A 15,028-nucleotide genomic window follows, 5' to 3' on the forward strand; every position below is an offset into this window, starting at 1 on the left:
AGTGGTAAGCAAAGCGGCGCTATATCAGTTAATTAGCTGGACATCAGAGGAAGACGGGTGAAGAAAAAGAACGCTTCGTGCGCAGCGGGTGCGAAAAAAGCGGTAATCAGGTAGAATCCAGCGGTTTTTTAATGTCTGAGAACCACTATGTCTACCACCCTGTTTAAAGAATTCCAGTTCGAGGCCGCGCACCACCTTCCGAATGTGCCGGCCGGACACAAATGTGGCCGTCTGCACGGTCATTCGTTCCTGGTTCGTCTGGAGATTACCGGCGAAGTGGATGCGCATACCGGCTGGGTTATGGATTTTGCTGAACTGAAAGCGGCGTTTAAGCCGGTCTACGATCGGCTGGATCACTACTACCTGAACGATATTCCCGGCCTGGAAAATCCCACCAGCGAAGTGCTGGCGAAATGGATCTGGGATCAGATGAAGCCGCAACTGCCGCTGTTAAGCGCGGTCATGATCAAAGAAACCTGCACTGCGGGCTGCGTTTACCGCGGCTGACCCTGTCGGATCGAATCCTTCGATCCGACGCGGCTCCCCTTTTTCGCCTCTGCCATCCCCTGCCCTGCACGCCCCCCTCCGCGCGCAGAAACCACCGCGATGAAAATCAGGCGATATTGAGATATTTGTGAGTCTGCATCGACAGACGCCAGTTACGGGCGATGCAGGTCTCAATGCAGAGGCGGGTCGCCTCCTCTTTGCGGCTGATGGGCTGAAGCGCGATGATGCGCGGTTTGCTGTCCTCAATGCCCGCCAGTAGTTCATCCAGTGCCTCGACATCACGCTGGCGCGCCACCGGATGTTTGATTTCATCAGCCCGGCTCAGGGCCTGCGGCAGCACGTCGTAGCCGCCGCGCATGTTCACCTTCGGCGACACCGTCACCCAGGTCCGTTCAGAGCAGTGGATTTCGTGAGTGCCACTGGTCTCAATCTGGCACTGAAAACCCTGCTGCTCCAGCGCAGCGGTTAACGGACGCAGATCATATATCGCCGGTTCACCGCCGGTAATCACCACGTGCCGCGCCGTCCAGCCCTGCTGTTCGATGGCGCGAAGCAGGGTCGCCGCGTCGGCATCGCCCCAGGCGTCACTCTCCACCGTTTTGATCAAAATATCGCCCAGCGAGGTCTCCCGATCTGCCCGCTTGTCCCAGGTATGTTTGGTATCACACCAGCTACAGCCCACCGGGCATCCCTGCAGGCGGATAAAGAGAGCAGGCACGCCGGTGTAGTAACCTTCGCCCTGCAGTGTCTGGAACATTTCGTTAATCGGGTAGAACATTTTTTACTCGCCTGGATAAATCGGGGCGCTGATTATGGCAGATTTGTCGCGCAGCTCAACCACGCGTTGTGCCTTTTCTCCGCGCGCAGGGAACTGCACGGGCCGGCAGGATTGCCGCTTGATCGGGCCCTGCCATCCGTGACTGTACACTGCATAAACAGAAAGCCCCGCACAGGGCGGGGCTTTCTGTTTATGCGATGCCACGCAACGTGGCATCAGCATCGGGTCATTACTGACCTTTAACTTCTTTCAGACCGTTGAATGGCGCTTTAGAACCCAGCGCTTCTTCGATACGGATCAGCTGGTTGTACTTAGCAACACGGTCAGAGCGGCTCATTGAACCGGTTTTGATCTGGCCTGCTGCAGTACCAACCGCCAGGTCAGCGATGGTCGCATCTTCGGTTTCACCTGAACGGTGAGAGATCACCGCAGTGTAGCCCGCGTCTTTCGCCATTTTGATCGCAGCCAGAGTTTCGGTCAGAGAACCGATCTGGTTGAATTTGATCAGGATGGAGTTAGCGATACCTTTTTCGATACCTTCTTTCAGGATTTTGGTGTTGGTTACGAACAGGTCATCACCCACCAGCTGGATTTTGTCGCCCAGAACTTTGGTCTGGTAAGCGAAGCCGTTCCAGTCAGATTCATCCAGGCCATCTTCGATAGAGACGATCGGATACTGTTTAGTCAGATCTTCCAGGAAGTGGGTGAACTCTTCAGAGGTGAACGCTTTACCGCCTTCACCGGCCAGAACATATTTGCCATCTTTGTAGAACTCAGATGCCGCACAGTCCATCGCCAGGGTGATGTCTTTGCCCAGCTCGTAGCCTGCTGCTTTTACCGCTTCTGCGATAACAGCCAGTGCTTCAGCGTTGGAACCCAGGTTTGGTGCGTAGCCGCCTTCGTCACCGACAGCGGTGCTCATGCCTTTGCTTTTCAGCACTTTTGCCAGGTTGTGGAACACTTCAGAACCCATACGGATGGCTTCTTTCACGTTAGCTGCGCCAACCGGCTGAATCATGAACTCCTGGATGTCGACGTTGTTGTCGGCATGTTCGCCACCGTTGATGATGTTCATCATTGGCAGAGGCATAGAGTATTTGCCTGGGGTGCCGTTCAGTTCAGCGATGTGCTCATACAGTGGCTGACCTTTAGACGCCGCCGCCGCTTTTGCCGCTGCCAGGGAAACAGCCAGAATGGCGTTTGCACCGAAGTTAGATTTGTTCTCAGTACCGTCCAGGTCGATCATGATCTTGTCGATGTTCGCCTGATCTTTCGCGTCTTTGCCTTTTACCGCTTCAGCAATCGGACCGTTTACTGCAGCAACGGCTTTGGTTACGCCTTTGCCCAGGAAACGTGATTTGTCACCGTCACGCAGCTCCAGCGCTTCGCGTGAACCGGTAGAAGCACCTGATGGCGCAGCGGCCAGGCCTACGAAACCGCCTTCCAGATGCACTTCAGCTTCAACAGTCGGGTTACCACGTGAGTCGATAATTTCGCGACCGATGACTTTTACGATTTTGGACATTACGATTTTCCTCAGTACAAGTTAGTCAATCCTAAGACAAACAACGCGCGAAAAGTTCGCGCGCTGTTTGTGAAACTTACTTCGCTAAACGCTTCTGATGCTCATGCGCGGCTTTCACAAAGCCGGCAAACAACGGATGGCCATCGCGTGGTGTCGAGGTGAACTCCGGGTGGAACTGGCAAGCCACAAACCACGGATGGTTCGGGATCTCGATGATCTCAACCAGCTGATCATCACCAGAGCGACCCGCCACGCGCAGACCGGCTGCTTCAATCTGCTTTAACAGCATATTGTTGACTTCATAGCGGTGGCGATGGCGCTCAACGATGGTGTCAGAGCCGTAGAGCTGGCGAACCTGGCTGCCCGGCGTTAACTGACACTGCTGGCTGCCCAGACGCATGGTGCCGCCCAGATCGCTCTGCTCGCTGCGGACTTCGACGTTGCCCTCTTCGTCACGCCATTCGGTAATTAACGCCACCACCGGGTATTTACAGTCTGGCACAAATTCGGTGGAGTTGGCGCCCGGCATCCCGGCGACATTGCGCGCAAACTCCATCAGCGCGACCTGCATGCCCAGGCAGATACCCAGGTACGGCACATTGTTTTCACGCGCGTACTGCGCGGTCATCAGCTTGCCTTCCACACCGCGGTAACCGAAGCCACCCGGAATCAGAATCGCATCCAGATCTTTCAGCAATTCGACACCGCGTGATTCCACATCCTGCGAATCGATCAGTTTGATGTTCACGGTCACGCGATTTTTCAGGCCGCCATGTTTCAGCGCTTCGATCACGGACTTATAGGCATCCGGCAGCTCAACATACTTGCCCACCATACCGATGGTGACTTCGCCACCCGGATTGGCTTCTTCGTAAATCACCTGCTCCCACTCGGCCAGGTTGGCTTCCGGTGCGTTCAGGTTGAAGCGCTTGCAGATATAGTCATCCAGGCCCTGCGATTTCAGCATGCCAGGAATCTTGTAGATGGAATCGACGTCCTTCAGCGAGATAACCGCTTTTTCAGGGACGTTACAGAACAGGGCGATTTTGGCGCGTTCGTTAGCCGGTACGGCACGGTCAGAACGGCAAATCAGCACGTCTGGCTGGATACCGATCGACAGCAGCTCTTTAACAGAGTGCTGAGTCGGTTTGGTTTTCACCTCACCCGCCGCCGCCATATAAGGCACCAGCGTCAGGTGCATGTACATGGTGTGCTCGCGGCCCACATCGACGGCCATCTGACGAATCGCTTCCAGGAACGGCAGCGATTCGATATCGCCTACCGTGCCGCCGATTTCGACCAGCACGACATCATGACCTTCGCCGCCTTCAATGATGCGCTCTTTGATGGCGTTGGTGATGTGCGGGATAACCTGAATGGTTGCGCCCAGATAGTCGCCCCGGCGCTCTTTGCGCAGGACATCTGAGTAGATACGACCCGTGGTGAAGTTGTTGCGACGCGTCATTTTGGTGCGGATGAAGCGCTCGTAGTGACCCAGATCCAGGTCAGTTTCGGCGCCGTCGTCAGTGACGAAAACTTCGCCGTGCTGCGTCGGGCTCATGGTGCCTGGATCCACGTTGATATACGGGTCCAGCTTCATGATGGTCACGTTCAGACCACGGGCTTCGAGAATGGCTGCGAGGGAGGCTGCGGCAATGCCTTTACCCAGAGAGGAAACGACCCCGCCGGTCACAAAAATATAATTCGTTGTCATGCTGAACCTGAGAGTTTAGGTTTAAAGACGGTGGAATAACCAGGACGGGAAAACAGTATACTGGAAACCGCTATCAGCCACAATTGATGAATCACAGCCATCCTCCAACGCATTGCTGCGGCTAACATAGCGGATAGCCGCCAAAGAAATGTTGACGTGCGTCACAAAGTTGATGGCGCGCTGAATCGTGTAAGCGCAAACGGCGACTTTATGCACAGCGCTGGAATAATCATCACTTCTCCCCGGCTTTGACCTGCTGCCAGGCGGCCTCCATCTGTTCCAGCGTCGCACCCGGCATACTCAGTCCCTGCGCGGCAATGATCGCTTCCACCGCGCGGAAGCGGCGCTCAAACTTGTCGTTGGCCTTCTGCAGCGCGGTTTCTGCTTTGCTGCCCAGATGGCGCGACAGGTTGACGGTGGCGAACAGCAGATCGCCAATCTCCTCTTCCAGCTTTTCGCTGTCCACCACGCTCTGCTGCGCCTCATGCATGACCTCATCAATCTCTTCATGCACTTTCGCCACCACCGGCCCCAGGGTGGTCCAGTCGAAGCCGACATTATGGCAACGCTTCTGGATTTTATGAGCGCGCATCAGCGCGGGCAGTGCTTTCGGGATGTCGTCCAGCGCCGAATGCTGCGCTTTCTCTGCCCGTTCGGCGCTCTTAATCGCTTCCCAGTTTTTCAGCACCTCCGTGCTGGTTTCCGCCGTGGCCTCGCCAAAGATGTGCGGATGACGGCGCTCCAGCTTGTCGCTGATGGCGTGGCAGACATCCTCAAAGTTGAAGCGATCCGCTTCGCTCGCCATCTGGGCATAAAAGACCACCTGAAACAGCAGGTCGCCCAGCTCGCCGCGCAGGTCGCTGAAATCTTCGCGCTGGATGGCATCCAGCACCTCATAGGTCTCTTCCAGCGTATAGGGCGCGATGGTGGCAAAGGTCTGTTCACGATCCCACGGACAGCCATGCTCGGGATCGCGCAGGGTTTTCATAATGCCAAGCAGGCGCTCAATAGCGTTCATTCGGGTAGATCCTTGATTGATGGTCAGATGACAGGAAACAGAGAGGCGCATGACAGTCGCTGACGGATGCAGTAACGCGCGTCCGGCAGCGCCCCGGGGTGCAGATTGCGCCCGCGCAACCGCACGCTGCCGGTTGCCGCAGGGCCTGACTGATAATCAGTGCAGGCGACGGGCGTCAATGATATCAGAGACCTGGTTCAGACGCGCCAGGACACGTCCCAGTACCTGATGGTTGTAGATCTCAATATCCATGTCGATGGTGGCGAGCTGTTTTTTGGTGTCGCTGCGGCTCGACACGCCCAGCACATTCACTTTTTCATTGGCGAGAATGGTGGTGATGTCGCGCAGCAGCCCGCTGCGATCGTTGGCCGTCACCCGCACCACCAGCGAATAGCCGCTGGAGTAGCTTTCGCCCCACACTGCATCGACGATGCGTTCCGGGGCGTGTGAGATCAGTTCGGCCAGCTGGTCGCAGTCGGCGCGGTGGATAGAGATGCCGCGCCCCTGGGTGATGAAACCGACAATATCGTCGCCCGGGATCGGCTGGCAGCAGCGGGCGATATGGTGCATCAGATTGCCCACCCCTTCCACGACCACACGCCCGCTCTCTTTGCGCGCCGGCGGAGTGTAGGCTTTCTGCGTCAGCTGGCGCAGCGCCTCGCGATCTTCCTCTTCGGCGCTCGGCTTGTTCAGCTTCGCCTGCAGGAAGTTCACCATCTGATTAAGACGAATATCGCCGCCGCCAATCGCCGCCAGCAGCTCTTCAAGCGAGGTCACGTTATAGCGCGGCAGCAGCAGTTTTTCCGCCTCGCGCAGGCTGATATCGAACTGGTTCAGCTCGTTATCCAGAATCTGCCGTCCGGCGGCAATGTTCTTGTCGCGATCCTGCTTGCGGAACCAGTTGTGGATCTTCGAGCGTCCGCGGCTGGTGGTGATGTAGCCCAGGTTCGGGTTGAGCCAGTCGCGACTCGGGTTCGGCTGCTTCTGGGTAATCACCTCAACCTGATCGCCCATCTGCAACTGATAGGTAAACGGCACAATGCGGCCGCCAATTTTTGCGCCGATGCAGCGGTGACCGATGTCGCTGTGAATATGGTAGGCAAAGTCGAGCGGTGTCGATCCGGCGGGCAGATCCACCACGTCCCCTTTCGGGGTAAAGACGTAGACCCGGTCATCAAACACCTGGCTGCGCACCTCTTCAAGCAGCTCGCCCGAGTCCGCCATCTCCTCCTGCCAGCTGATCAGCTTACGCAGCCAGGCGATGCGCTCTTCGTGGCCGGCAGCGCCACGCGCGCTGCTTGAGGTTGGCCCCTCTTTGTATTTCCAGTGCGCCGCCACCCCCAGCTCCGCATCTTCATGCATCTGGCGGGTACGGATCTGAATCTCCACCGTTTTGCCCTGCGGGCCTAACACCACGGTATGAATCGACTGATAGCCGTTGGGTTTCGGGTTGGCGACGTAGTCATCAAACTCGCTGGGCAGATGGCGATAGAGCGTATGCACCGTGCCCAGCGCGCCGTAGCAATCCTGCAGGCGATCGGCCACAATGCGCACCGCCCGCACGTCAAACAGCTCATCAAAGGCCAGCGACTTTTTCTGCATCTTACGCCAGATGCTGTAGATATGTTTCGGACGACCGTAGACCTCGGCGCGCACGCCCTCTTTGGCCATCTCTTTGCGCAGGTTGCTGACGAAGTTGTCGATATACTGCTCGCGGTCGATACGCCGCTCATGCAGTAACCGGGCAATATGTTTGTATTCGTCGGGATGCAGATAGCGGAAGCAGTAATCTTCCAGCTCCCATTTGAGCTGACCGATGCCGAGACGGTTGGCCAGCGGGGCATAGATGTTGGTGCTCTCTTTGGCCGCCAGCACCCGCTCATCTTCCGGCGCATCTTTCATTTCGCGCAGGTTCATGATGCGCTCGGCCAGCTTCAGCACCACGCAGCGGAAATCTTCGACCATCGCCAGCAGCATACGGCGGACGTTATCGACCTGTTCAGAGGCCATGGAGTCGTTGTGAATCGCTTTCAGCTGGCGGATGGCGTCCATGTCGCGCACGCCGTGCACCAGCGAGACGATGCCTTTGCCGACGGCGGTTTCCAGCTCCTCCTCACTCACCACTTCATCGTTAGCCAGCGGGAAGATCAGCGCAGCACAGAGGCTTTCGATATCCATGCTGAGCATGGAGAGGATTTCCACCATCTCGATCCCGCGCCACAGCAGCAGCGACTGATCGGGATGGTCCTGCGTCTGCGCTTCACAGTAGCGCCAGGTATCGGCAACGCGTTGACATGATTGCGGGTTGGCGATACCGAGACTGGCGATCCACTGGTCGAGGGCAAATTCCCCCTCAGTATTTAAATGCGCACTTCTGACCGCAACCATAACCTCTCCTGCACAACGACATACATCGCTTATGTTTTTCTGAACAGCACCATGGATTCGAGATGACGGGTATGAGGGAACATATCCAGCATCGCGACCCTTTCCAATTGGTAGCCTGCCGACAGCAAGACCTGACTGTCGCGGGCGAGTGTTGTTGGATTACACGACACATAGACCACGCGTTCTGGCGCAAGTTTAACCACATGTGCCATTACGCCCGCAGCCCCGGCGCGTGCCGGATCGAGTAATACCTTGTTAAATCCCTGTGCCGCCCACGGCTGGCGCGACACCGTCTCTTCCAGATTATGCTGAAAAAAACTGACGTTTTTAAGATTATTCGAATCAGCATTATACGCTGCCTGCCGCACTAATGCTGCAACCCCCTCCACACCAACCACATTTTGTACGAAGATTCCTATAGGAAGTGTGAAGTTTCCCATGCCGCAAAAGAGATCCAGAACCCGGTCTTCCGGTTGCAGATCGAGCCAGGCTATCGCCTTTGCCACCATCTGCTGATTCACCGCATCGTTAACCTGAATAAAGTCCTGTGGACTGAAGGTTAGCTTAAGCTGGTGAGAGTGATAAAAAGGTGTCTGAGTAGTTAGCGACGTTAACCCTTCATCACCCGCATCCAGGAAGAGCATCAGCTGATGCTTATGCGAAAACTGTTCCAGTTTTTCACGGTCGTCCGGGTGCAGCGCATCAAGATGGCGCAGGATCATCAGCGGGCCGTTATCCGCCAGCACCAGTTCCACATGACCGAGACGCCTGACGGCGCGCAGTGCACTCAGGCAGTGGTGCAGCGGCACCAGCAATGCCTCAAGTTCGGGCACTAAAACGGGGCAGTGCTGGATATCGACCAGATCGTTGCTCGCCTCCTGGCGGAACCCCATCTGCAGCCGCTGCGCTTTATTCTGCCACTGCAGACCCAGACGGGCGCGACGCCGGTAGCCCCAGGGTTCACCGGCGATCACCTCCTCCACCGCGATCGTCCGCGCGGCGGCCTGGCTCAGCATCCGGCTCAGCGCCTGAGCTTTGCTCTGCTGCTGCAGCTCCACCTCTGCATGCTGCTGCTGGCAGCCACCGCAGCGATCAAAGTGGGGACAGCGCGGTGCGACGCGCGCCGGACTGCGGCTGAGCAGCCGTTTCACTTTCCCCCGGGCAAACTGGCGTTTATCCTCTGTCAGCGTGATCTCCGCCTGCTCACCCGGCAAGGCACCGGCGACAAAAATCGTTTTGCCTTTGTGACGCGCCACGCCCTGCCCGAACGGATCGAGCTCATCGATGGTGACGGTGATCCGCTGTTGTGTCGCCACGCGCTGTTTTGCAACGTAAAATTGCGCCATAGTGTTATCAGTTCTCTTTATCGAAACGACCTGCACGGTGCTGTCGACAGGATGTGCAGGGAGGTTAATGCCGGAGTAGCCAGGCGACTATTATGACCAAATACAGCCTGCGGGCGCGAATGATGATTTTAATTCTGGCACCCACGCTGATGGTTGGCCTGCTGCTCAGCTCATTTTTTGTGGTCCATCGCTACAATGAACTGCAGCGCCAGGTAATCGATGCCGGGGCGAATATCATCGAACCGCTGGCTATCTCCAGCGAATACAGCATGACCTGGGACGATCGCGATGCGATGCGGGAGCTGGTGAGTTTACTGCACCGCCGCCACTCCGGCATCGTCCGGGCGATCTCGGTGTTCGATAATCATAACCAGCTCTACGTCACCTCCAATAACCGGCAGAACCTCAGCCTGCTGCAGCAGGAGGATATCCACGCCCTGCCCGATGATGTCTCCATGGAGCGTCACGGTAATCTGTTGATTTTGCGCACGCCGATCACGGCCGAGCGTTACGATCTGGATGAATTGCCCGATGAAAAGGTCAAACCCTCGGGCAACCCCCTGGGCTATGTGGCGATTGAACTCGATCTGCAGTCGGTGCGCCTGCAGCAGTATAAAGAGGTGTTTGTCGCGACCCTGATGCTGCTCTTCTGCCTCTGCCTCGCGATGCTGTTTGCCTATCGTCTGATGCGTGATGTCACCGGCCCGATCCGCAACATGGTGACCACCGTTGACCGCATCCGTCGCGGTCAGCTCGACAGCCGCGTTGAGGGGTACATGCTGGGCGAACTCAGCACGCTGAAAAACGGCATCAACGCCATGGCGATGTCGCTGACCGCCTATCACGAAGAGATGCAGCACAACATCGACCAGGCGACGTACGATCTGCGGGAAACGCTGGAACAGCTGGAGATTCAGAACGTCGAACTGGATCTGGCGAAGAAGCGCGCTCAGGAAGCGGCGCGCATCAAATCGGAGTTCCTGGCAAACATGTCGCACGAGCTGCGAACGCCGCTTAATGGCGTGCTGGGCTTTACCCGCCAGATGCTGAAAACTCAGCTGCGCACGACCCAGCGCGACTACATGCAGACCATCGAGCGCTCGGCCAACAACCTGCTCAGCATCATTAATGACGTGCTCGATTTTTCGAAGCTGGAAGCGGGCAAGCTGATGCTGGAGGCGATCCCCTTTCCTCTGCGTGCCACCCTGGATGAGACCCTGGTGCTGCTGGCCCCGTCGGCGCATGACAAGGGGCTGGAGCTGACGGTGGTGTGCGACAGCAGCGTGCCGGACAACGTCATCGGCGACGCGCTACGCCTGCAGCAGATTCTGATCAACCTGATTGGCAACGCCATCAAGTTTACCGAACAGGGCCACATCGGCCTGCGCGTCACGCAGCGCGTTATGACCCAGACGCGCGTCGAGCTGGAGATTCAGGTAGAGGATAGCGGCATCGGTATCTCTGAGCAGCAGCAGACGCAGCTGTTTCAGGCGTTCCGCCAGGCCGACGCCAGTATTTCGCGCCGTCATGGCGGCACCGGGCTGGGGCTGGTCATCACCCAGAAACTGGTGCGGGAGATGGGCGGGGATATCACCTTCAGCAGCCAGCCGGATCAGGGCTCTACCTTTGTGATTCGCGTGCAGCTGGATCTTAACCCCAACGCGCCCGGTATGCCGCGCGTGCTGGAAGCGCTGTCACAGTCCCGCATCGCCTATGTCGAGGCGGATGCCACCGTTGCCCGCGCGGCGCTGGAGATGCTGAGCGCCACGCCGTTGCAGATCGACTACAGCGAAACGCTGGAGGGCCTGCCGGCGTCCCACTATCCGCTGCTGCTGATGGCGATGCCGGTCAGCATCAGCCAGCCCGAGCTGCTGAACGAGGGGAGGATCAATGCGCTGCTGGATCGGGCAGATAATGTGCTGATGGCCCTGCCCAGCCCGATGATGCTGCTGGCTGATGAACTGAAGGTGCGCGGCATTGACGGCTGCATTGCGAAGCCAATCTCCCTGACGCGACTCCTGCCGATGCTGCTGGATCTGCACACCCGCCAGATCAGCGAGCTGCCCTTCTCCCCGCGCCTGCCGCTGACGGTGATGGCAGTGGATGATAACCCTGCCAACCTCAAGCTGATTGGTGCGCTGCTGGAGGAGCAGGTGCAGAATATCCTGCTGTGCAGCAGCGCCGAACACGCTATCCGCGAGGCGCGCCAGCAGTCGCTGGATGTGATTCTGATGGATATTCAGATGCCTGACATCGATGGCATTCGCGCCAGCGAAATCATCCGTGGTCTGCCGCTGCACGCCACGACCCCCATCGTGGCGGTGACCGCTCACGCCATTGATGGCGAACGCGAGCAGCTCATCAAAGCGGGCATGAATGACTATCTTGCCAAACCGATTGATGAGAGCAAGTTAAGGCAGCTGCTGGCGCGCTATACGCCCGCACCGGTGGTCGCCGTGCCGGAACTGCCGCCGATACTGCCGACGCTGGACTGGCAGCTGGCACTGCGGCAGGCGGCGAATAAACCCGACCTGGCACGGGATCTGCTGCGGATGCTGCTGGAGTTTTTACCGGAAGTTCACGCGAAGATGGCACAGTTTATGGCCGCCAATGAGGTCACGGCCCTGCGGGAGATCATTCACAAGCTGCACGGCAGTGCCAGCTACAGCGGCGTGCCGCGCATGAAGCAGCTCTGCCACCAGCTGGAGAGAGAGCTGCTGCAGGCCAGCGATATCGCCGCCCTGGAGCCGGAACTGCTGGAGCTACAGGATGAGATGGAGAACGTGGCGCGTGAAGCCCGGCAGCTGCTGGGCATCGGGTAATCCGGGGCTGGCCGCAGGATCAGTGAAAGCCGGCCAGCTTTAGCGTGGCGGCGACGTTACGCGCCGTCATCGTTACATTTTTGCCGGCCGTGGCGAGCGCCTCATCCAGCGTGCAGATACTGTAGAGCACGCTGAACACCGCATCAATACCATGCTGATGCACCACCCCCACATCCTCCGTCAGGCTGCCGGCGATGCCTATCACCGGCTTGTTGAAGCGCTTTGCCACGCTGGCGACCCCCACCGGCACCTTGCCATTGATACTCTGGCTGTCGATGCGGCCTTCCCCGGTGATCACGAGGTCGGCATCTTTTACCTGCTCCGCCAGCCCCAGCGCCTCCGTGACAATTTCGATGCCGCGCCGCAGTTCTGCCTGGCAAAAGGCGTGCAGCGCCGCCCCCATGCCGCCCGCCGCACCGCCGCCGGGGATATGCAGCACGTCGATATCAAGGTCGCGCTGAATAATCGCGGCGTAGTGGGTCAGCGCCTGATCGAGCTGCTGCACCAGTGCCGGTGTCGCCCCTTTCTGCGGACCGAAAACAGCCGAAGCGCCCTCCTTTCCGGTCAGCGGATTGGTGACGTCGCATGCCACCTCAATGCGACACTGCCGAAGACGGGCATCCAGTGCGTCAATCTCAATGGTGGCGAGATCAGGCAGCGCCCCGCCGCCGTAACCAATCTGCTGGCCGCGATCGTCCAGCAGCCGGGCGCCCAGCGCCTGCATCATCCCGGCACCGCCATCGTTGGTCGCACTACCGCCAATGCCAATAATGATGTGGCCGACGCCTTTATCCAGCGCATGCCGGATCAGCTCGCCGGTGCCGAACGAGGTGGTGATCAGCGGATCGCGCTGGGCGGCGGGCACCCGCTCCAGTCCGCTGGCTGCCGCCATTTCGATATAGGCGGTGGACGCATCGCCGGAGAGGCCATAGAAAGCCTCGACCTGTGTGCCCAGTGGCCCGGTCACCTTCAGCCTGACGATGTTTCCTTTCGTCGCCGCGACCATCGCTTCTACCGTTCCTTCGCCGCCGTCGGCGACCGGTATTTTCACGTAGTGGGCATCGGGAAAGATGTCACGGAATCCCGCTTCAATCGCCGATGCCACCTCCAGGGCGGATAAACTCTCTTTATATGAATCCGGTGCGATTACGATTTTCATAGGCAATCCGAGCACAGTTGAGTCATTGAAACGGCGCTGAACCCGGCCGGTTTCCGCGGAGACCGGCACCGGGATTTAGCGGGCGATTTCAACCTTCGCTAACTTCTCATAATAGCAGGCCAGCGCACTGTGGTCGGACGTTCCCTGGCCATCATTACGCAGCGCCTGCATCATCTCCATCACCGCCGCCGTCAGCGGCAGATGCGCGCCCAGCGTGTGCGAGGTATCCAGAGCGTTCGCCAGATCCTTGATATGCAGGTCGATGCGGAAGCCCGGCCTGAAGTTGCGATCCATCACCATCGGCGCTTTCGCCTCCAGCACCGTGCTGCCCGCCAGGCCGCCACGAATCGCCTGGAACACCAGCTCCGGACTGACCCCCGCTTTGGTCGCCAGCGACAGGGCTTCGGACATCGCCGCGATGTTCAGCGCCACAATCACCTGATTGGCCAGCTTGGTGACGTTGCCCGCGCCGATGTCACCGGTGTGCACTACCGATCCCGCCATCGCCTTCATGATGTCGTAACAGCGCTCAAACACCGCTTTCTCTCCGCCGGCCATGACGGAAAGCGTGCCTTCAATCGCTTTCGGCTCCCCGCCGCTGACCGGGGCGTCCAGCATGCTGATTCCTTTTTCTGCCAGCGCATCGTGCACTTCCCGGCTCGCCAGCGGCGCAATCGAGCTCATGTCGATCACCACCAGGCCCGGCTTCGCGCCTTCGATAATGCCGCCCTCTCCCAGACAGACCGCTTTCACCTGCGGCGAGTTGGGCACCATGGTAATGACCACCTCGCACTGCTCAGCCACCTCTTTCGGCGAGGTTGCCACGGTCGCGCCCAGTTCAGCCAGTTCAGCTTCATTGCTGGCGTGGTGATCGCGCACCACCAGTGAATAGCCCGCTTTCAGCAGATTTTTGCTCATGGGTTTACCCATGATGCCCAGGCCAATAAATCCAATCTTCATTGCGTGTCTCCTTGCTGCTTAGCGCTTAAATTTGTCGCACAACGCCTGGGTGGCGCTGCGGAATACCCCGAGATCGCTGCCGACCGCCACAAAGGTGGCTCCCCACTCCAGATAACGACGGGCGTCCGCCTCCACCGGGGCCAGAATGCCCGCCGGCTTCCCGGCCGCTCTGGCACGGTCAAAAATGTGTTTAATCACGTCCAGCACCTCCGGGTGGGCGGGCTGGCCGAGGTAGCCCAGCGCCGCAGAGAGATCGCCCGGCCCGACAAAGATGCCGTCCACGCCGTCGACCGCGGCTATGGCGTCGATGTGGTCAACCGCCTGCCGGGTTTCGATCTGCACCAGCACGGTGATGTTGTCATTGATGCTCTGGTTGTAATCCGGCAGGGTGCCGTACATGTTGCTGCGATGGGAGACCGACACGCCGCGAATACCGGCGGGCGGGTAGCGGGTTGAGGCGACCGCGCGCCGCGCCTCCTCTTCTGTCTCAACAAAGGGCACGAGGAAGTTGTTAAACCCGATATCCAGCAGGCGCTTGATGATCACCGGCTCGTTGCAGGGCGGCCGTACGACCGGCGCACTGTGGCTCCCTTTCAGCGCCATCAGCTGTGGCACAAACGTGGTGATATCGTTGGGCGCATGCTCTCCATCCAGCACCAGCCAGTCAAAACCGGCCAGCCCCAGGATTTCGGTAGAGATCGGACTGGCCAGCGCGCACCAGCTGCCAATCAGGGTTTCACCCGCTAACAGGCGACGACGAAATCCGTTGGGCCAGGCTGCATTACTCATGGTTGAACTCCTGTGACGACGG

Annotated in this window: 11 protein-coding genes; 2 read left to right on the forward strand and 9 right to left on the reverse strand. The window is 58.6% G+C overall.

Features of this window, described 5'->3' with window-relative positions:
* The first annotated feature begins 147 nt into the window (after positions 1-147).
* A complete protein-coding gene (gene queD / locus F3I47_RS15115; RefSeq protein WP_009086958.1) occupies positions 148-507 on the forward strand; it encodes a 6-carboxytetrahydropterin synthase QueD in 360 nt (119 codons plus the stop codon).
* A gap of 106 nt (positions 508-613) precedes the next feature.
* Here queD and queE read toward each other — a convergent pair whose 3' ends face one another.
* The 6 genes from queE to rlmD all read right to left on the reverse strand — a co-directional run bounded on the left by queE (position 614) and on the right by rlmD (position 9,276).
* Positions 614-1,285 carry a 7-carboxy-7-deazaguanine synthase QueE gene (gene queE, locus F3I47_RS15120; RefSeq protein ID WP_150030186.1) on the reverse strand — a complete coding sequence of 224 codons (672 nt, stop codon included), beginning with the start codon at positions 1,283-1,285 and terminating at the stop codon, positions 614-616.
* A gap of 229 nt (positions 1,286-1,514) precedes the next feature.
* Positions 1,515-2,810 (reverse strand): phosphopyruvate hydratase, encoded by a 1,296-nt coding sequence (eno, locus tag F3I47_RS15125; protein ID WP_009086962.1) that lies wholly within the window; start codon positions 2,808-2,810, stop codon positions 1,515-1,517.
* Positions 2,811-2,886: 76 nt separating this feature from the next.
* Positions 2,887-4,524: a glutamine hydrolyzing CTP synthase gene (gene pyrG, locus F3I47_RS15130; RefSeq protein WP_009086964.1), complete on the reverse strand. Its 1,638-nt coding sequence runs from the start codon at positions 4,522-4,524 to the stop codon at positions 2,887-2,889.
* Between the two features lie 232 nt (positions 4,525-4,756).
* Positions 4,757-5,542 (reverse strand): nucleoside triphosphate pyrophosphohydrolase, encoded by a 786-nt coding sequence (gene mazG / locus F3I47_RS15135; RefSeq protein WP_009086966.1) that lies wholly within the window; start codon positions 5,540-5,542, stop codon positions 4,757-4,759.
* Between the two features lie 156 nt (positions 5,543-5,698).
* The gene (relA, locus tag F3I47_RS15140; protein ID WP_009086968.1) at positions 5,699-7,930 is read right to left on the reverse strand and encodes a GTP diphosphokinase; all 2,232 of its coding nucleotides are present in this window, start codon (positions 7,928-7,930) and stop codon (positions 5,699-5,701) included.
* Between the two features lie 29 nt (positions 7,931-7,959).
* Positions 7,960-9,276 (reverse strand): 23S rRNA (uracil(1939)-C(5))-methyltransferase RlmD, encoded by a 1,317-nt coding sequence (gene rlmD, locus F3I47_RS15145; protein WP_150030185.1) that lies wholly within the window; start codon positions 9,274-9,276, stop codon positions 7,960-7,962.
* A gap of 92 nt (positions 9,277-9,368) precedes the next feature.
* Between rlmD and barA the strand changes: the two genes are divergently transcribed.
* Positions 9,369-12,098 carry a two-component sensor histidine kinase BarA gene (gene barA / locus F3I47_RS15150; protein WP_009086972.1) on the forward strand — a complete coding sequence of 910 codons (2,730 nt, stop codon included), beginning with the start codon at positions 9,369-9,371 and terminating at the stop codon, positions 12,096-12,098.
* Positions 12,099-12,117: 19 nt separating this feature from the next.
* Here barA and F3I47_RS15155 read toward each other — a convergent pair whose 3' ends face one another.
* The 3 genes from F3I47_RS15155 to garL form a co-directional block, all read right to left on the reverse strand.
* Positions 12,118-13,257: a glycerate kinase gene (locus F3I47_RS15155; RefSeq protein ID WP_150030184.1), complete on the reverse strand. Its 1,140-nt coding sequence runs from the start codon at positions 13,255-13,257 to the stop codon at positions 12,118-12,120.
* 75 nt (positions 13,258-13,332) lie between these two features.
* Positions 13,333-14,217: a 2-hydroxy-3-oxopropionate reductase gene (gene garR, locus F3I47_RS15160; protein WP_150030183.1), complete on the reverse strand. Its 885-nt coding sequence runs from the start codon at positions 14,215-14,217 to the stop codon at positions 13,333-13,335.
* Positions 14,218-14,235: 18 nt separating this feature from the next.
* Positions 14,236-15,006 carry a 2-dehydro-3-deoxyglucarate aldolase gene (gene garL, locus F3I47_RS15165; RefSeq protein WP_058958278.1) on the reverse strand — a complete coding sequence of 257 codons (771 nt, stop codon included), beginning with the start codon at positions 15,004-15,006 and terminating at the stop codon, positions 14,236-14,238.
* Positions 15,007-15,028: the final 22 nt, after the last annotated feature.

The sequence above is a fragment of the Pantoea sp. M_10 genome, assembly GCF_008631515.1.
Taxonomy (GTDB): Bacteria; Pseudomonadota; Gammaproteobacteria; order Enterobacterales; family Enterobacteriaceae; genus Pantoea; species Pantoea anthophila.